Origin of the sequence: Paenarthrobacter sp. NPDC090517 (genome assembly GCF_044769165.1) — a bacterium.
Lineage (GTDB): Bacteria > Actinomycetota > Actinomycetes > Actinomycetales > Micrococcaceae > Arthrobacter.
Map to the genome: position 1 here is coordinate 1637261 of NZ_JBIVXN010000001.1, position 17027 is coordinate 1654287.

Annotated in this window: 18 protein-coding genes; 3 read left to right on the forward strand and 15 right to left on the reverse strand. The window is 60.9% G+C overall.

The genetic code is table 11. The features are described 5' to 3' along the window. Positions 1-19 precede the first annotated feature (19 nt). From ACIQTW_RS07545 to ACIQTW_RS07615, 15 genes are all read right to left on the reverse strand, one after another. The gene (locus tag ACIQTW_RS07545) at positions 20-724 is read right to left on the reverse strand and encodes a hypothetical protein (RefSeq protein WP_402935543.1); all 705 of its coding nucleotides are present in this window, start codon (positions 722-724) and stop codon (positions 20-22) included. Beyond that, a complete protein-coding gene (locus tag ACIQTW_RS07550; protein ID WP_402935545.1) occupies positions 725-1492 on the reverse strand; it encodes a hypothetical protein in 768 nt (255 codons plus the stop codon). After that, a complete protein-coding gene (locus tag ACIQTW_RS07555; protein ID WP_402935547.1) occupies positions 1489-2199 on the reverse strand; it encodes an ABC transporter ATP-binding protein in 711 nt (236 codons plus the stop codon). The genes ACIQTW_RS07550 and ACIQTW_RS07555 overlap by 4 nt, the downstream gene beginning before the upstream one ends. Next, on the reverse strand, positions 2196-3911 hold the full coding sequence (mpaP, locus tag ACIQTW_RS07560; RefSeq protein ID WP_402935550.1) for a daptide biosynthesis intramembrane metalloprotease: 1716 nt from the start codon (positions 3909-3911) through the stop codon (positions 2196-2198). The genes ACIQTW_RS07555 and mpaP overlap by 4 nt, the downstream gene beginning before the upstream one ends. Continuing rightward, a complete protein-coding gene (locus tag ACIQTW_RS07565; protein ID WP_402935552.1) occupies positions 3908-5152 on the reverse strand; it encodes a YcaO-like family protein in 1245 nt (414 codons plus the stop codon). The genes mpaP and ACIQTW_RS07565 overlap by 4 nt, the downstream gene beginning before the upstream one ends. Continuing rightward, positions 5134-5952 carry a daptide-type RiPP biosynthesis methyltransferase gene (gene mpaM, locus ACIQTW_RS07570; protein ID WP_402935555.1) on the reverse strand — a complete coding sequence of 273 codons (819 nt, stop codon included), beginning with the start codon at positions 5950-5952 and terminating at the stop codon, positions 5134-5136. Before mpaM ends, ACIQTW_RS07565 begins: the two co-directional genes overlap by 19 nt. 85 nt (positions 5953-6037) lie before the next feature. Further along, a complete protein-coding gene (locus ACIQTW_RS07575; protein ID WP_166660325.1) occupies positions 6038-6175 on the reverse strand; it encodes a daptide-type RiPP in 138 nt (45 codons plus the stop codon). A gap of 47 nt (positions 6176-6222) precedes the next feature. Next, positions 6223-6348: a daptide-type RiPP gene (locus tag ACIQTW_RS07580; protein WP_402935559.1), complete on the reverse strand. Its 126-nt coding sequence runs from the start codon at positions 6346-6348 to the stop codon at positions 6223-6225. Between the two features lie 46 nt (positions 6349-6394). Next, positions 6395-6538, reverse strand: a complete 144-nt coding sequence (locus ACIQTW_RS07585; RefSeq protein ID WP_166660324.1) for a daptide-type RiPP — start codon at positions 6536-6538, stop codon at positions 6395-6397. Continuing rightward, a complete protein-coding gene (gene mpaC / locus ACIQTW_RS07590; protein ID WP_402935562.1) occupies positions 6516-7760 on the reverse strand; it encodes a daptide-type RiPP biosynthesis dehydogenase in 1245 nt (414 codons plus the stop codon). Before mpaC ends, ACIQTW_RS07585 begins: the two co-directional genes overlap by 23 nt. Further along, on the reverse strand, positions 7757-9061 hold the full coding sequence (gene mpaD, locus ACIQTW_RS07595; protein ID WP_402935565.1) for a daptide-type RiPP biosynthesis aminotransferase: 1305 nt from the start codon (positions 9059-9061) through the stop codon (positions 7757-7759). Before mpaD ends, mpaC begins: the two co-directional genes overlap by 4 nt. Continuing rightward, positions 9058-10158, reverse strand: a complete 1101-nt coding sequence (gene mpaB / locus ACIQTW_RS07600; protein WP_402935568.1) for a daptide biosynthesis RiPP recognition protein — start codon at positions 10156-10158, stop codon at positions 9058-9060. The genes mpaD and mpaB overlap by 4 nt, the downstream gene beginning before the upstream one ends. A gap of 246 nt (positions 10159-10404) precedes the next feature. Continuing rightward, the gene (locus ACIQTW_RS07605; protein WP_402935571.1) at positions 10405-11727 is read right to left on the reverse strand and encodes an MFS transporter; all 1323 of its coding nucleotides are present in this window, start codon (positions 11725-11727) and stop codon (positions 10405-10407) included. After that, entirely contained in the window at positions 11724-13316 is a 1593-nt protein-coding gene (locus tag ACIQTW_RS07610) for an acyl-CoA synthetase (RefSeq protein WP_402935574.1), read from the reverse strand. The genes ACIQTW_RS07605 and ACIQTW_RS07610 overlap by 4 nt, the downstream gene beginning before the upstream one ends. Before the next feature lie 18 nt (positions 13317-13334). Next, positions 13335-14099: an enoyl-CoA hydratase/isomerase family protein gene (locus ACIQTW_RS07615; protein WP_402935577.1), complete on the reverse strand. Its 765-nt coding sequence runs from the start codon at positions 14097-14099 to the stop codon at positions 13335-13337. A gap of 114 nt (positions 14100-14213) precedes the next feature. On the opposite strand from ACIQTW_RS07615, the gene ACIQTW_RS07620 reads away from it, so the two are divergent. From ACIQTW_RS07620 to ACIQTW_RS07630, 3 genes are all read left to right on the forward strand, one after another. Next, positions 14214-15107 carry a LysR substrate-binding domain-containing protein gene (locus ACIQTW_RS07620; protein ID WP_402935580.1) on the forward strand — a complete coding sequence of 298 codons (894 nt, stop codon included), beginning with the start codon at positions 14214-14216 and terminating at the stop codon, positions 15105-15107. A 97-nt stretch (positions 15108-15204) separates the two neighbouring features. Next, positions 15205-15588: a DUF1304 family protein gene (locus tag ACIQTW_RS07625; protein ID WP_402935583.1), complete on the forward strand. Its 384-nt coding sequence runs from the start codon at positions 15205-15207 to the stop codon at positions 15586-15588. Between the two features lie 170 nt (positions 15589-15758). Next, a partial coding sequence (locus ACIQTW_RS07630; protein WP_402935585.1) for an FG-GAP-like repeat-containing protein occupies positions 15759-17027 on the forward strand: 1269 nt, incomplete at its 3' end.

Below are 17027 nucleotides of genomic sequence, written 5' to 3' on the forward strand. Positions count from 1 at the left end.
TAATTTGATGATTGGATTGTCAGGCCAGGTCTCGCCTGAGAAACACCCAACTGGCTACCGCTGTTATCACTAGAAGCCAGCAAAGGGCTCCGGCGAAAGACCCGGATGCGGGTATGTTGACAGCCACGTTCTCCGCCCAGTTGGCGGCGAGGATTGGAAAGAGGAGCCTTCCGGTGTCCCCTATAGACGGGGACAGCAGTTCCGGAAGCGCCAAGCTGAGAGGCACAACGAAGAGGCTCACCAAGTGGTTGCGGATAAGGGATCCCAGAGCGAAGCCCCATAACGACCCCATGCCGGCAGTCACGCAGAAGCCCAGAACGGTAACCAGGTTGAGATGCCACGCGCCGTCCACAAATAGTCCGGACAGGCCGAAGGCAGCCCCCATCAGTGCACCGCTAGTGAGGGCCGCCAAGGTGGTTGTTGTTGCCCGCCCCGTAAACGCAGCGCCCCGTTGAAACAGTAAAACCCTCCTGTTGAAGCTACCTCTGCGGTAGTCCGCGGTGAACGAAAATGCACCCACAAGGGCGGCACCGGTGAGCGTGAGGGAGAGCCCGGTTTTGCGCAGAACCCGGTCCAGGCCCGGCGTTGGTGCTTGGGATTCAAGACTGGCGGCGACTATGACCAACCCCAAGAGCCCTAACACCAACAAAGCGCCTACAGCCCAGCCTTTCCATAGCCATGGCCGCTGCAGGTCAGAGCAGAAAGCGGGTACCAGGTTGAGCATCTAGAACTCCCGTCCCTTGACCGTCCACAGGGCGCCCGCCCCCGCCACGAGCAGCCATCCACAGGACACGAGGAACGCAGGCCCGGGCTCGAGTAGACCTTCAAAGGGCAGCGATGTGATTCCGGCCAAGGCGCCTGATGGAAGCCAACGGGCAAGCCCCGGGTTGCTCACCAACAAGGGCAATTCCACGGCGAGTGGGATCAGCAAGGTGAGTATCGTCGTCGCGTAGTAATGCCGGATGATCCAGCCGAGCGAACACCCCCAAATAGATGCCAGCGCCGAGGCCACCACCACGCCGGCCAGTTCGCGCCAAGAGTCCGCAGACAGAAGGCTCCCACGCACTTCTGGCGGAAGCGAGAACGCTACCGTTCCACCCCACGCCGCTACTCCTGTGATGGCAGTGGCGAGGCCGATAACCAGCGCGGTCAGGTACTTGGCCCCCATCACTTGCTGCACTCCGGACATCACGATGCTTCGCCGAAGCGTTCCGTAATAGGATTCCCGGGTGACAAGATAGCTCCCGGCAAACGTGGCCACTGGCGCAATGCTTGCAGCCAGTGCCCAGAACGCCTGGACATTCTGGGCGGCCGAAAGCTCCCCCGAATTGCCCGGCCATCCAAGGAAGTTGGCAACGAACCAAGGCACCAGGGCACTGAACGCCAAAATGCCCACCACGGAATACCCGCTGAAATACCTCACTAGCTCCGATCGAAGTCCGGTGGTCAGCAAGGCCAGAGCGTCCCTGGAGGCTACAAGGGCCGTGGTCATCGGGCACGATCCAAAATCTTGAAGTAAGCAGACTCCAGGCTTCCGCCACCCAGAGCTTTGGCCTCCTTCAGCGTTCCCCGGAAAAGCGTCCTTTGCTTGAGGATCACAACTTCATCGGCAACCTGCTCCAGTTCCATCAGCTGATGGCTTGAGACCAACGCACTGCCGCCGGAAGCAGCGAAGTCCCTGAGGAATCGGCGCAACCACTGGATGCCCTCCGGATCCAAGCCGTTGGCAGGCTCGTCCAGCACCAGTAGCTGGGGTCTGCCTATCAGTGCGGACGCGATCCCCAGCCGCTGCCGCATGCCCAGCGAGTAGTCGCGGACCTTCTTTCTGGCCTCCGCAGCAAGGTCAACCTGCTCAAGAATCTGATCCAGGTCCTCGCGATGAGCACCGGCAGCAAGCTGGCAGATCTGAAGGTGACGGAGTCCCGTCAGCCCTGGTTCTATGTCCATCCCGTCCAAATCCACTCCTACTTTGGTGGCGGGCCTTCGCAGGGATCGGTAGTCGGTTCCAAAGACTGTTGCCCGTCCGGAGGTGGGTTCCACCAGACCGGTCAAGCCTGCGAGCGCTGTGCTCTTGCCTGCGCCGTTGGGTCCGATGAGGCCAACTACCCGGCCCGCCTGCACATCGAAGGTAAGCTCGTGGACCGCAAATCGCCCGCCCCTCTTCTTACTGAACCGCTCAAAGCTGGCAGTGACTGTCATGAGTGCCCTTTCGTGGAATCGTCACTCTCGGAGTGGTTGCTCACACTCCCGGTTTGGCCGGGCCACAGCATCGAATGGGTCAGGGATTCCCACAGCCACTCCCCTAGGCTCATGTGGCCTTGGTTGGTCACTTCGGCCCGCCCGGATGTGGGAAGAGGTTCCGCGGCCGCAAGCTTGGAGTCCTCGGTGAGGTTGCTCGAGTAGGCAAGCACGGGCAGGCTGTTATCTTCCAGGGCGATGGGAACAATCGTGTCCAGTGGTGCCAAGGATCTCGACGGCGGTTGGTCACCGATCGTGGCCATGCCCCGCTTTTCGTGGAAGATCATGCCCTGCGACTGAAGTACAACTTCATCTCCCGGCTGCAACGTCCTGCCAGCTTCGGGAGGCATCACGATCTCCAGCACACCCTCGGAATACATGTAACCGGCCACCGTCACCGGTTTCACGGGAATGAAAGCCGTAAGCAGAGTGATAGCCAGCGTTCCCAGGAGCGCTGCGAGCACCCGCCGCCACAGCGGACTTCCGTTCCCGGCAGCAGTGCTGAAGAACCGGACGATGGCTCTTCCCGCCATTACCAGCAGCAGGCACAGGACAGCCGCGACAACTACGTGCCCTGCAATCCCCAGTTGGAGGAAGACAGGGACAAGCCGTTGGTACCCAACCACCATGAACCCGATACCGGAGATGAAACTTGCGAACCCGAACCAGGCCAGCCAGCCGTAGTTTCGGTACTTTGGCAGCGAACCCAGAATGTGTGAGCTCACAAAATCACCCGTGACGCTCAAGGATTTTTGCCGCAGATGCGGAACATCCACCGCTGACATCAACGCGACGTAGCCGTCCAATTTTATGAATGGAAACAAGTTCAGAATGGCCACCGCGTAGCAAATTGCCCCGTAGAGGAGAACTGCATCCTGCAGCCATGACATCGGGAGGAAGCCATGGACGGACAGGGCGAAGCTTCCGAGTCCAAGATGGACCAATGGACCTGCGAGCGCCACAAATACGCGCTGCTTCCGTGAACCCAACCTCCATCCATCGGTTACATCGCAAAAGAAGGCCGGCGACAGGTAGAACAGCATGATCCCGATACGTCTGGGGGTGCCGCCGCAACAAGTGAGCGCCAGTCCGTGCCCGAATTCATGGAGCAGCGTGGAAACGAACATAGCCACCGCTACAAACAAGTAGGCCTGCATTGGAAGGGGCGTTGATAGGACCCGCCCGATGCTGGGTCCAGCGATAAAGGCACCTGCCACGCCGCCCAGCAGAAGCAGCACGGCAGCAGCCGCCGCCTTCGGTCCGGACATGGCCGAAGCCATCGGCCGGATGGACTCCAGCAGGGGTGCCGGATTGAACAGGGTGAATTGAACTGTCAGGGGTGGCCTGAACTGGACCTTTCCACTCCCGCTCGGCTGCTTACCGGCGTCGAAAATTCCTGTATTGGCCAGCTGCCGGACAATTCCCATAACGTCGGCGGCAGTCCATGGGATCCCAAGGTACTGGGCCACCTGCGCGGGGTTCCGGTCCCCATCTATCGCGTTCAGGACAGCGGCCACATCGGCGGAAACGCGCGCTTTGGGGACACTGGCCATAGCAACGATCCAAGGTGCACCAGCTTGCACGGGAGCATCGATGGATGCCGTAGAGGCCAGCTTTACGGGCCATTCCACTCCGACTGAAGCTACAGGAGAGTTCCTTCCAAACGGCTTCATATCAACGGATGGGGTGTAGTGGCGGAACCACCCGGTATTCGGGCCAGCCCTTTGGTTTCGTCCATGGTCAAGGGAATGGCGCCTGGGCAAACCGCTTTGCCGGTCACCCACCCAAGCTCTTGGATGACTGGAGGCAGCCTATGGGTGAGGCTGATCCAATAGGTTCTGATGCCTCGGCTATCCAGCCAACCCACCAATGCGTCTGCATCGGGTGCAGCTGTCGCCACTGGAAATTCTGAAGCCCCGAAGGACCGAGCCCATTCGGAAAGTTCGGTGATGGACTCTGGGCGAGTCCAGTACTCGGCCCGGGATTCGTCATCAGTAACCTCTAGAGCCGGCATGGTGGAAGGCGTCCGGGCAAGGAAGAGCTCGCGAATCTGCAGGCCCTCTTGAAGCGCTCCTCTCAGTGCTGCCAAGGGATCCGAGGCTGCTTTGATACCCACGGCACCAAACTGCCGTTGGTGGGCACCTCCGTCGTCAGATTTACCGATAATGATGCACACGGCTGTGTGCAACGGCCCCTCGTCAGACGGGATAAAGGCCAGTGTGGGCGCGATACCACGGCCATGGGCCGCGTAGAGGAGACCCAAGAGGCGCTGGGTTTCCTGGGTCCCGCGCAACGGATCCGGAATCCCGCCATCATGGAACAGGTGAAGGGGCGTGCGCGTCTGCCAGGCAGCAAGAAATGCATCCCGCTCAATCACTTCGGCAACACCGGAAGCCTTGGCGAAAGCCTCGGATGGTCCCGATGCCGCACCGTTTGGTGACGGATCAAAGAAGCCGTCCCATGGGTGCAGAATGCCACGGCCGTAATCCACTACAGGTGCCGGCACGCAGACTTCCTTCCCTGTCAGCAGGTCCGTCGCCGCGTACCAGGGCAGCTCATAGGCGAGCGCCGAGGCCATTCCCAAGCATGGCGTCACGAAGTCAATCCGTTGACTGGCGGTGTTTGCACCTTGGAGGTGTTCCAATAACAGGTAATCGGAGTCAGCCTCCGCCGGTACCAGCGCAAAACGTTCAACAGCTTCTCCGGCCCCTCGCGTTATGGAGGCCCGTCTGTTGACGTCAAAGGCACCCACGGCAGATGCGAACCCGCTTCCGCCCGTGCAGGCATTGGCCAGCTGCCCTACCGTCCGCCAGAGACCTACCTCATTCGGCAGGTATACGGATGCCTCGGATACCAGCCCCAGGGCGGGGTCAAGGGTGCGCGCAGCGTCGATGGTCATTTGCTGCACACCCATAGCTCGATGTCGTCCAGTCCTGGAGTACGGGTGGCCATCCGGACGGGGCGGCGTTCCAGGATCGTGAGGCCTTCAGCAAGGATTTCTTCCTCGATAAGACTGTTGCTGACAAAAGCGACACGGCTGGAATAGGCGGAGGATCTGTACGTACCGCCTTCATTGAAGCCCACCTGGATCATGGTCACGTGCCGTGCGCCATTGGCGACATCCCGGCTTTCGACCGTGATCAGGAAGGAATCGTCCCCCAACGGCGAAACTGTTGAGCCGCCGTCGTGATGTTCCGAGCCCGCCTTCCCGTCGGCATTCAGTACTGTCAGCAGGAACCGGCCGCCAGGTGCCAGAGATTCGCGCACTCTGCGAAACAGCTTCCGCCGTCCGCTCGGGTCAAGGAGGGTGATGGAACTTGCGCCGAGCACCACGCAACCAAACTCGCCGACTACCTCGAAGCTGGACATGTCCGCCTCCACCAACTCAACCGACACACTGCGGGGGTTGAAGGAGCGGTCGTTTGACTTCTCCTTAAGCATCGCCAACATTTCCACCGAGGAATCGACGGCGGTCAGCGGACGCCCGAGGGCCAGGAGTGCGCGGGTGATCCGGCCGGAACCGGCGGCCAACTCCAGGATTGGCCCAGTGGTCTTGCGCGTCGCGGCGAGGATCTCGGGGAGTTCAGTAAGATCGTTGGCCGTGATTTGGTCGTACAGACGGGATCCTGACGCACTGTACATATCTTCCGGCGGATCCATGTGGCCCAAGATGCGAAGGATTGCATCAGCGGTCTTGTCAGCTTCGTTGTTCATCAGCGTGTGCTCTCCGGGAGTTTGGTGGAGGTCCGGGGTACACGCGGGCGATGGCAAAATCATCTGCACCACCCGCGTGCAACGGCTATGTGGCGGCGATTCCGACGACGATGCCGGCGATGATGATGACGTCACCAACGCGGATGTACCACGGCGTATCATCCGGGGTGTCGAGGTTCTCCAGCTCTTCGATGGACAGCTGAAGGTTCGAGTTTGCGATCATTGACTCCTCCTTTCCTGGCTTGTGCGTAAGGACCCGGTGTTGCCGCCCTACGTGATGCTGACGGCGATGATGCCTATGGCAACGCCTTGGGTAACACCGATAAACCAGTTGTTAAAGTCCGGCGTATCCAATGACTCGATCTCCTGGATGGAGATGCTGAGCTGGTTCTGCATACGTGTTCACCTCCCTTCCTGCGGGTTGAGATTTTCCGGAAGACGATCAGGTGATCGCGACGGCGATGCCTACCAATGCCAGTCCTGCGGAGATCCCCTTGATTCGTTCGTCCCAGTCGTCAGGGACGTCCATCGGCTCCAGTTCCTGGACGGTGAGGTCCAAGCTCTTAAGTGCTGAGCTGCTGATCATGTGTGTTCACCTCCTTTCCCTTACCGCTGCTTGTTTGCCCGCTGGGCCTTGGCAAGATGTGCTGTCCGCCCGCTGCCGCGCTGAGGACATGCTGAATCTGGAAGGCATCGATTCCGCGGAGCATGGGAAGCGGCCCGCCCCAGTTGCGGATGGTTGAGTCAGTGGTTCGCAGCAGCGTTTCCTCGCTGATGTGCCTGAGCCCGGTAATACGCCAGCGCCACATCAGCTCCTTGATGCCCTGCACGGGGTCCGGATCCACAGAGGGTTCAGCGGCGGCAACCATGGACCAGAGCCTCTGAAGGCGTCGAGAGTCGCCCCAAGCGCTGGCTCCCTTGCTGATTTCTTCCCAGACGGGACCGATCACCGAGGCCGTTGCGGTCATCTTCCTTGCGCCAGTGACGTATGCGAGCTCGCTGGCCAGGTACCAGTGCTTCGCTCCGTAGGGGTCGCGACCCATCAGGGCCCATCCAGTGTGTGTCTCCATGCTGAGCTGCCCGGCGGCCAGGCGCAGCATGGGCGAATCCTCGCGGGTCAGCCTCTGCCCTAACCGAACTATCCGCTGGATGAGAACGTGGCCGTCGTCGTCGAAAATGCTCGCATTGCTGCCAATCATGGTTCCCGCCACCCTCAGGAAAGCTTCGAGCAGGCCCTCAAACACCAAGTGCTTGGGCAGGGTGGCGAGGTGTCCGGCGTCGAGCACTGCCACGTCGCCTGCCAGATGTCGCGAGACAATCAGGCGGCGTCCGACGGCGGTGTCCAGGCAGGCTACAGCGCTGACTTCCGCCCCAGTCCCCACGGTGGACGGCATCAAAATGGTTTTGAGACGCTCCTTGGGGTTTGTGATGGGAGGCAGAACGAGGAGACCGGAACGCTTGGCGTGACGTTCGGCGAAGATGTTCAGGCTGGGGTCTACGGTGAAGAGTGCAGCGAGTTTCACGGCATCCAAAACTGAGCCTCCGCCGAGCCCCGCAACGGTTTGAAGTCCGTTCTCGCGAATGAAGCCGCCCACCTCCCGCAGAGTTCCAACCGTGACCGGAGCCGCGTTCAGCTCAAGGACCGGCACTCCCTTGAGGTCGCTCGCCACCAAAGCATCCCGGTGGTCTCCCAGCTCTTTGTCCACCACCAAACCCGTTCTGCCGCGGGTAAGTCCGCCGACGAACTTGGGCGCTACTCCGGCGTCGAGGATGACGCACCGGGTCCTCCACAGGTGATCAGCGATCATCGGAACACTCCGTCAGCCTCTGCCTCAGCAAGGCCTGCCTTTATCGCCGCTTGGAGTTCTGCAAAGTTCTCCTCGGTGTAAATAAGAGCTGGCAGAAGCTGGATTCGGCCCGGACCGGGCTGGACGATGGCCCCCGCTTCGTGGATGCTCCTCACCACTGCCAAGACACCTTCGGAGGCGAGCGGCATCCCGTTCCCCCTGTTGAGTTTGACTCCCCTCATGCAGCCGCGACCTGTTGAGTTACCTACGCCGCCGTTGCCTTGAAGCTCTTCTATGAGCTTGTTGAGGCCAGCGGCCACCTGTTTGCTCAGGGTGTTGTGATCAAGCCTCGTCATTTCAGCGATGGTGCCAAGGATGGCGGCGCATGTTGGCGGTGTGCCAGCCTGGGTCTCGCCGTGGACAAACACGGACTCGCTTGCGTCAAAGAGTTGGGTCACGCGCTGGGCTATGAGAAGGGCGGCACAAGCGCTGGTTCCATTGGTCAGCCCTTTGGAGGTCACGATGACATCCGGGGCTTCCAGCCACTCGTCGGAAGCAAACCAGCCGCCGACGCGGCCGAAACCCGTGGCAACCTCGTCCGCGACCAGGAGGAATCCGTGGTCTTGACGGTGCTGTTGCAGGGAGGCAATGAAATCATCCGGCACTGTTTCTGCGCCCGAACCCAAGACCGGTTCCACGATCACCGCGGCGATCCTGTGACCTTCCCGCTGCATCAACTGAGCCAGCTCCTGGCCTTGATCTTGGAACTCGATATGGCGAATATAGCGAAGGTCCACGCCATAAACGGCTTGTCCGAGTTCATCGCCGCTGAGGGCTTGACTCCCATAAGTGAGCCCGTGGTAACTGCTTTTCAGCCCGACTATGAGCTTCCGTTCGGGTTGACCGTTCAGTGCAAAGAACTGGCGTGCCAACTTCATGACGGCGTCGTTCGCGGCTCCACCCGAAGTGGAGAAGACCACGCGCTGGAAGTTGTGTGCTGGTAGTGAGAGAAGGGCTCGTGAGGCCTCGATGGCTTTACTGTGAGAAGTCCGGAAGAGCGGAAGGTAGGAAGCCGTACGCAGTTCTCCCGTGATCGCCGCTTCTATGTGTGGGTTTCCGTAGCCCAGATTGGTGTTCCAGAGGCCGCTTTTGGCACAGATTCGCTGCTGTCCGTCTTCAAACGAGACGTGGACGCCCTGAGCGCTGACTGCCGTGTGGCTCTTGTCAGGGAAGTCGTGCTGAGTGGTGAGGGGAACCCAGAGCGGGCGTTGCATCCCTGGAGCTGTTCTTGCCGCAGCTGTACTGGCTGCGACGGAAGTCATCGGCGCTCCCCGATGACATCAATGCCCAGCTGCTCGAAATGTGCGAAGACTGCTTGCACAGCTTCTCCGGCTACTGCTGGCGACACGTTGATGACTGATGCCACCACGCTGGCAGCCTTGGTGAGGTCCCCCATGTTGGAAAGTGCTTCCACAATGACGGCGGCATCAGCTCCGATGTTGAAAACCCTGCCCGTTGAAGCGTCCAGAAGCGTGTGCTGACTTCCCTTTACCAGAATGAAGGGAGCAACTGCTGACGGCGGACCCTCGTTGAGGGCGGAACCGTACAGACTGACTCCGAAGCCGACCAAGCGGGTGTCGGCGCGTTCTTCACGCGGAATGAACTTCCATGCGTCCAGCGCCGCCAGATAGCGGGGAATCCATGGTGAGGCGGCAAGTAGGTCGCGAATCTGTGTCGACGGTGAGGCCGAGGCGACAGCAGATTCCGGACGCAGGGAAACGGACCTCACGCGTAGGTCTGCCAGGCCGTCACCCACCTTGCCGATCATGGTTCCGTAAGGTCCATTCAGGACGGTTCCATCCCAAGCGATGTGGAGCCTTGTAAGGAGGCAATCCTCTTTGTTTTGCCCTGTCAGCAACGCGCGCTCAGCCAACACGGCATTGGCTTCAGTGAGTTGTTGGATGAAGTGCCCCGAGGTCCACGCTTCCCGGGCATCGTCAAAGAATGCCTGCCAGTCCTCTTCGGTAGTGATCCGGACAATGGTCACACCCACAAGGTTCACGAATGGAATGGCCACGTAATCCTGGATCTCCAGGCTCAGAGATCCGTCGACCAGGAGTTCCTCCCCGGCGGCGTCAAACGATCCTGAAACCCTTACGGTGCCTTCGACATCCTCGTCGCCGTTGAGGACCAGAATGGTGGAGCCTTCGCTCGCCAGCGTCTTTGCATAGTTGGTATGTTCGGGGTTCTCCACAAAGATCACGTGGCCCGGGATACGCCCCGGTATGCCGGTGATCCACTGATCCATTGCGGCTGCAGTGCTCTGTTCCTGGCTCAGCTTCAATTCCAAACCCCACAAATTGTCCGTATTTCCCGGGAGCGCCCGGCGGTTGGCCGGGGCTCGTTCTGAGAAGGACACTATGGGCAGGCTGGGAGGCCACAGGCTGGAAAGGGGGAACTAGGTGGTGGATGGGCCGAAAATAGGTGTGATTCGGGTGCCCATAGGTGGTGGCTAGGGGTTGTCTAGGTGGTGACTTCGCTCGATCAGAAATGGAGCGCGCAGCCGGCCAGGCGAGGACACGGGATTGCCGGAAAGCTATTCTCCGGCGCCGTCTCGCGCGGCCGCCCAGCCATCAGACTGGGCGGCCGGACCCCACCAACAGAACTACAGAACCGTAGTCCGCGTCAGCGAAAGGTCCTTCGTCTCCCGGAAGAACAGGACCACAACCACTGCGGACACTAGAGCCATGCCCATCAGGTAGAAGGCCGGAGCCAGCGGGGTTCCGAACCCAGCCACCAACCCCGTGGCTACGAAGGGAGCGGTTCCACCGAACAGTACGTAGGCCAGCGTGTATCCAATGGCGGAGCCGGAGGCCCGGACCGATGACGGAAACATCTCCACCAAGGCAGGCACGTTGGACGTACCAATCACGGCTACAAGTGCACCCAGGATGCTCGTACCCAGGATCGCGAACCCGAGCCCCAGAGGCATGATCGAGAACGCCGGAATGGTCATCACTACGAAGCCAATACAGGCCACCAGCAACATCTTCTTTCGTCCAAACCGGTCACTGCCACGTGCAGCCAAAGGACAAACCGCCGTGTACACCAGCATGGTAATCACACTCGTGATCATGGATTCGGCCGAGGAGTACCCAAGGCTCGAGGTCATGTAAGCGATCATGTAGCTGCTCATCAGGTAGTACGCGATGGCGTTGGTGATGCTGTATCCGAAGAGCGTGAAGATCTGTCGCGAGCACATCCGGATGGCGTCTCCCAGGGGCCGCTTTGCCACTTCGCCTGTCTTCTCCAGGCCGCGGAACACCGGAGTGTCATCCACCTTCGAGCGGATATATAGTCCGATCAGACCCAGCGGTGCAGCGAGCAGGAAGGGAATCCGCCAGCCCCAAGCCTGGAGGTCGTCGGTGCTCAATGTCGCGGTGATCGCGGCACCCAGCAACGCGCCGGCAACCGAAGCCAGGCCAACAGTGGCCGGGATGATGCTGGCGTACGTTGCCCGCTTGCCCTCTGGGGCGTATTCCACGATGAATGCCGAGGATCCCGTGTACTCACCGCCGGTTGTGAAGCCCTGCACAGCGCGGAACACGAACAGGAGAATCGGAGCCCAGATACCAATCACCGCGAACGTCGGCAGGATGCCGATGCAGAACGTGGCCGCGCTCATGATCAGCACGCACAGGCCCAGCATCTTGTTGCGCCCAATCCGATCACCATAGCGTCCAAAGAAAGCCGCGCCGAGCGGTCTGGCAATGAAGCCGCCGGCGAAGATCGCCCACACGGCCAGAAGGGACGCCGTCGTGGAGTAATCCGGGAAGAAGAGCTTCGCGATGGTGACGGACATGACCGCATAGGCCGCGGAGTCGAACCATTCGACGAAATTTCCGACGGCGGCTGCCGCGGCGACGCGCTTCAGGCTGCGGCGCGGGGAAGACTTGGTTTCAGCAACTTTCTCAGTCATCGTATTCATGATTGTTGTCCTTCAAGGCGGGGAGAGGCTACAACGTGTGGGAGATCGCGGAGCTGTGCCCGCTGGACTTTTCCGGTGGCCGATTTCGGCAACGCGGAAACGTATTCAATGAATCGCGGATACGCGAAGCGGGAGAAGTTCTCCTTCACGTGCGCCACGATGGTTTCGCTCAGGTCCGCTCCCCCAGCGTGACCGGGCATCAGTTCGATCCAAGCCTTGATGGACTGTCCGCGCAGCTCGTCGGGCACGCCAGTCACCGACACGTCCCGCACGGGATCGAGCTCGCGAATGACAGCCTCCAGCTCATAGGGTCCAACACGGTAGCCGGACGTTTTGATGACGTCGTCGGTCCTCCCCAGGAACCAGAAGTAGCCGTCTTCGTCCACGTAGGCCTGGTCCTTCGTGTGGTACCAAGCGCCCCCGAATGCGGTGGCGGACGCCTCCGGCATGTTCCAGTATCCCAAGGGAAATTGCGGGTTGGATCGTGCGCGGAGGCAGACCTCACCGGTCTCACCGGCAGGGACTTCCTGCTCGTTTTCGTCCAAGAGGCGGACTTCCCATCCGGGCAGTGGACGCCCCATGGACCCTGGTTTCACCGGAACATCCGGGTAGTTGCCCAGCAGCGGGTACGACTCCGTGGAACCGTAGTAGTCCAGTAGGGTCACCCCGTACTGCGACTCGAACCACGAGATCAGATCCGGTGTCAGCGGCTCATTGGACGAACAGACAGTCCGCAGGGACAGCGGAAAGCGAGTACCGGCGTCGGGAACGTCTTCGCGCATCTTCCGCAGGAAGGTCGGGTTGACCAGCGCGCTGGTGACGCAGTGGCGGCTCATGCTGTCCAAGAGGGCTGCGGGGTCGAAGCCGCCGCTGGGACGGAAGACCAGGTGCGTGGCACCAAGCCGAAGCGGGCCCATGAGTTTGGCCAGCGACCACGCCCATTCGCCCGCACCGTAGAAGACATCGCCATCGCCGATCTGGTGGCAGTATTCGAACTCATTGTGGCCAAGGAGCGTTCGGTGGGCGTGGACGATTCCCTTCGCCCGGCCCGTGGTGCCCGAGGTGTAGAAGATGAGCGCGGGGTCGTCGGCTTTGGTTTTGACGTCGTGGAAGTCGGTGGACGCCTCTTTGATGGCCGTGCTGTCGATGTCGATGAAGGTGCCTTGGTAGTCCGCGAACAGGTGCTTCGCGGATTCCTCGGCGATGATTACTGACGCCCCGCTGTCCTCCAGCCGGAAACGGATAGGTTCTGCTGCCCAGAGCAAGGACATGGTGACCAGGATGGCGCCGGTTCGCAGCACGCCGAGGTAGGCGGCCGGAGTGTCGGAACGCTGGGGCAGCAGAACGGCGACCCGGTCGCCCTTCTTGATGCCGGCCTTCTGCAGGGTGGCAGCGATCTGGCGGGAACGGTCCTGGATCTCGCCCCAGCTCACCTCGCGTTGACCTTCGACGGCGGACTCCAGGATGAGTGCCCGCTTGTCCCTTGGGTGCCGGTCGGCGACGTCGACGGCCATGTTGTAGAGCTCAGGCACCTCCCAGCAGTGGCTGTTCCGCAGTTGGGTGTAGCGGTCTTGGGTTGCGGTTTTCATGGTTTTTGTCCCGTCCCTTCAGCGGCGGCCGGCTAGGAAACGGGCCATCTCGCGCTGCGGTTCGCCGGTGCCATACGCTTCGCGGTGCACGCGCTTGGCTTCTGCCATGGCGTCGCTGAGGTCGTCGTCTTCCAAGCTGCGCAGGCGGTTCTTGGTCAAGCGAACGGCACCCGGGGGAAGGAGGCTCAAGCGTGCGGCGAGGTCCTTGGCGTATGCCAGCACGCCGCCGTCGTCCGCCAAGTAGTTAAGGAGGCCGAGACGCTGAGCCTCGGCAGCGTCCACAAGCTCGCCGGTGAGGACGAACTGGGATGTCTTGGACTTGCCGAGGATGCTCCACATGGCCCAGATGCCGGTGATACTGGGGATGCCGGAGAGGACTTCGGGCTGGCCCATGCGGACTTTCGAGTCGCCGACGCGGAGGTCAGCGAGCAATGAGTACTGGAAACCGGAGCCGGCGGCGACGCCGTTAACCGCGGCGATGGTGATCTGATCAAGGTTGCGGACGGCGCGGTAGAGGCGGTCGAAACCGTCGATCCAGGCTTCCGCAGACTCGTGATCTTCCGGGTTCATGGAGGCGGTCTCGGCCAGGTCCTGTCCGGCGCAGAACGCGCGGCCGCTGCCGGTGAGGATGACGGTGCGGATCTCGTCGTTGCCTTTGAGGCCTTCCAAGTACTCGATGAGTTCGCTGCGCATGGCCTCGGTCCAGGCGTTGAGCTTGTCCGGGCGGTTGAGGGTGATGATGGCGGTGGGGCCGGTCTGTTCGAAGAGGACGTCCTGGGACATTGGGAGATTCCTTTGGTTCGTTGGGCTTCTTGAGTCCCATCTGACCATCGAGGAATGTGACGCGTCTAACATCAATTTCTACTCGGCTCGATACCAAACTGATATGGTGCGGCGATGGACCTTCACCATCTCAAGTACTTTGTGGTGCTCTCCGAAGAGCTTCATTTCGGCCGTGCGGCGCAGCGTTTGCACATGGCCCAGCCGCCGCTTTCACAGCGAATCAAGGACCTGGAGAAGGAGCTCGGGGTGCTGCTGTTTCATCGTCGTCGTACGGGTGTTGAGCTGTCCGAAGCCGGGGCCTTATTGCTGGAGCATGCCCGAGGGGTGCTGGATCATGTGGCCATGGCGCAGGAGTCGATGCGGCGGATCCGGCCAGGCGCTTCGGGCATTTTGCAGGTAGCAGTGCCGCCGGATACGAACCCGGTTGCGTTGTCCACGATGGTGTCTTCATTTGCTGCGTCTGCGCCCGACGTTCTGCTCAACCTGCACGAGCTCACCACTGTTGAGCAGGTCGAGCGATTGCGCGACGGCGAACTGGACGTTGCGGTGGTCCGTCACCCTTTGAGCAGCGTGGGTTTTGAATCGGGGGCTTTGTATTCGCGGGCGCTCGGTGTGGTGATGAATGCTGCGCATCCGCTGGCCGCTTTGTCTTCTGTGCCGTTGGGCGAATTGGCCGGGAATCCGTTGATCATCTTCCCGCGGCACATGGCACCGACCTTGTACGACTCGTTCCTGCACACGTGCCGCGACGCCGGGTACCTGCCTGCGGCGATTGTTCACGCCCGGAACCAGCACTTCACGCACGGGCTGATCATGGCCGGCCGCGGGGTGCACTTCAACGAGGAACCGTGGACACCTCTTCCCGCCGGAATTGCGTGGAGGCCGCTGGTGGGTGATCCGTTAGCGTGGCGGACGTCGGCGCTGTGGTTGAAGAGCCGGAGGTCAGCGGAGACGGATGCTTTTGTTGAGGCTGTGGGGGCGGGATTGGGGGCGGGCGGGCACGGGTGATTGAGAGCTTTTGCAGAACCCCTTGAAGGTCTTGGCGCCTGAAGCGTAACCTGCACGCAAAGAAGCGGCGATTGCAGGATTTTCATAGGAGCGCGGCATGAATTTGCTGAGCCAGATACTCGCCGGATCCACCGGTCTGGCGCTGATCAGCGTTGGCATCCTGGAGATTTTCTTCCATGGCGATCAACGGTTTTACCGGTTCTTCCTCATTAGGCCGGAAGACGTGCGCGCAGTGCGGATGTGGGCGATGAATGTTGGCGCCTACAACGTCACCTTCGGGTTGGGCATCGCAGTGGGCCTGTGGCTGGTGAACTTCTCAGGCAATCCCGCTGGCGGGTCGGCGATAGTTCTCTTCTGCTGTGTGTGCCACGTCTTCCTCGGATTCTGGCTGTGGGTCACGGAGAAGCGCCTTCTTGTCAGCGCCATCGGCCAGGCGTTCTTTCCCGGACTCGTGATCGTCTTCTACATTCTCCTTCGCTAGTGGGGGTGATGCTGAGTCCTCTCGTATTCTCGGTTGCTCGCGTTACAGCGGTGCCCGTACCGGGCGCCGCCCGTCGGGCCTTATTTGCCGGTCCAAGGGCGACCTGAAGTCGTGTTCGCCTTCGCTTGTGAGGGTCTACCGGGCCCACAGCAACTGTAGGATTTGCAGTTATGCGAATCCCTTCCTTCGGTCGTGTTTGGGCAACCGCGGCAATCACTGCTGCGATTACTGTTTGCCCTCTGGTCACTAGCTCTGCAACGGCCGCCCCGGACGTCACGGACACAATTCGTGTTGGTGGCATTCCTGCGGGAGCCGCGGTTGATCCGGCTACAGGAACGGTATACGTCACCGATTACAGTTCCGGCACGGTGGCTGTGATAAACGGCAGCACCGTTTCCGCCAGGATTCCCGTGGGGCGGGACCCTCAAGGTGTGACCGTAGATCCGGTGACTCACACCGTCTACGTGGCCAACTGGGGGGAAAACACTGTCTCGGTCATCAAGGGGACAACGGTCACTGCCACCATTCCCGTAGGCGGCCATCCACATGGCCTGGCCGTGGATCCCGCTACCCACACCGTCTACGTTGCCAACTCCCAGTCCGGCACGATTTCCGTCATCAACGGAAGCGCAGTTACCGCAACCATCGCCGTCGGCCATGATTCCTGGGATGTCGCTCTGGACCCCATCACCCACACGGTCTATGCACCGAGCGGGGACGGGAAGTTGTATGTCATTAAAGACAACGCCGTAACAGGTATTGTCGATGTCAATGGCTATGGGCTTGAAGGTGTCGCGGTAGACCAGTACACCCACAAGATCTACGTCACCTCCCCGTCCGCCGGCGGACGCTTGTACGTCGTGGAGGGAACCAGCGTCGTAGCTTCGATGCAGATAGCTGGCGGGGCGCCGGAGTGGATAGCCGTTGACCCCACGACGCACTCGGTATACATGACAACTCTATATGCCAACAACTTATCGATGATCAGCGGGCTGGGAGTGAAGTCAGCCGTCCGCGTGGGTGAGGCGCCGGTCGGCGTTGGCGTAGACCCTGTAAGACATATTGCCTACGTAGCGAACGGCAGTGACGGCACAGTTTCGGTCGTGCGGGATCATGCGAATAAGGACTTCAACAGCGACGCCCACCCCGATGTCTTGGCCAAAGACGGCAACGGAGCTTTGTGGCTGTATCCCGGAAATGGAAGCGGGGGATGGCTCCAGAGATCGCAGGTCGGGCAGGGCTGGAATGGCATCAGCGCTGCGGTCAGCGCTGGTGATTTTAACGGTGACGGGCATCCGGATGTTTTGGCCCGCGACGGTGGAGGGGCCTTGTGGATGTACCCGCGGAACGGTTCTGGAGGGTGGCTGCCGAGGGTTCTCGTGGGTCAGGGCTGGAATGTGATGTCCGAACTGACTGGCCCGGGTGATTTCAGCGGTGAC

Excerpts from the sequence above, each read along its gene's own strand:
- ACIQTW_RS07545 (WP_402935543.1), bottom strand. The coding sequence starts at position 724 with ATGCTCAACCTGGTACCCGCTTTCTGCTCTGACCTGCAGCGGCCATGG.
- ACIQTW_RS07550 (WP_402935545.1), bottom strand. The coding sequence starts at position 1,492 with ATGACCACGGCCCTTGTAGCCTCCAGGGACGCTCTGGCCTTGCTGACC.
- ACIQTW_RS07555 (WP_402935547.1), bottom strand. The coding sequence starts at position 2,199 with ATGACAGTCACTGCCAGCTTTGAGCGGTTCAGTAAGAAGAGGGGCGGG.
- mpaP (WP_402935550.1), bottom strand. The coding sequence starts at position 3,911 with ATGAAGCCGTTTGGAAGGAACTCTCCTGTAGCTTCAGTCGGAGTGGAA.
- ACIQTW_RS07565 (WP_402935552.1), bottom strand. The coding sequence starts at position 5,152 with ATGGGTGTGCAGCAAATGACCATCGACGCTGCGCGCACCCTTGACCCC.
- mpaM (WP_402935555.1), bottom strand. The coding sequence starts at position 5,952 with ATGAACAACGAAGCTGACAAGACCGCTGATGCAATCCTTCGCATCTTG.
- ACIQTW_RS07575 (WP_166660325.1), bottom strand. The coding sequence starts at position 6,175 with ATGATCGCAAACTCGAACCTTCAGCTGTCCATCGAAGAGCTGGAGAAC.
- ACIQTW_RS07580 (WP_402935559.1), bottom strand. The coding sequence starts at position 6,348 with ATGCAGAACCAGCTCAGCATCTCCATCCAGGAGATCGAGTCATTGGAT.
- ACIQTW_RS07585 (WP_166660324.1), bottom strand. The coding sequence starts at position 6,538 with ATGATCAGCAGCTCAGCACTTAAGAGCTTGGACCTCACCGTCCAGGAA.
- mpaC (WP_402935562.1), bottom strand. The coding sequence starts at position 7,760 with ATGATCGCTGATCACCTGTGGAGGACCCGGTGCGTCATCCTCGACGCC.
- mpaD (WP_402935565.1), bottom strand. The coding sequence starts at position 9,061 with ATGACTTCCGTCGCAGCCAGTACAGCTGCGGCAAGAACAGCTCCAGGG.
- ACIQTW_RS07605 (WP_402935571.1), bottom strand. The coding sequence starts at position 11,727 with ATGAATACGATGACTGAGAAAGTTGCTGAAACCAAGTCTTCCCCGCGC.
- ACIQTW_RS07610 (WP_402935574.1), bottom strand. The coding sequence starts at position 13,316 with ATGAAAACCGCAACCCAAGACCGCTACACCCAACTGCGGAACAGCCAC.
- ACIQTW_RS07615 (WP_402935577.1), bottom strand. The coding sequence starts at position 14,099 with ATGTCCCAGGACGTCCTCTTCGAACAGACCGGCCCCACCGCCATCATC.
- ACIQTW_RS07620 (WP_402935580.1), top strand. The coding sequence starts at position 14,214 with ATGGACCTTCACCATCTCAAGTACTTTGTGGTGCTCTCCGAAGAGCTT.
- ACIQTW_RS07625 (WP_402935583.1), top strand. The coding sequence starts at position 15,205 with ATGAATTTGCTGAGCCAGATACTCGCCGGATCCACCGGTCTGGCGCTG.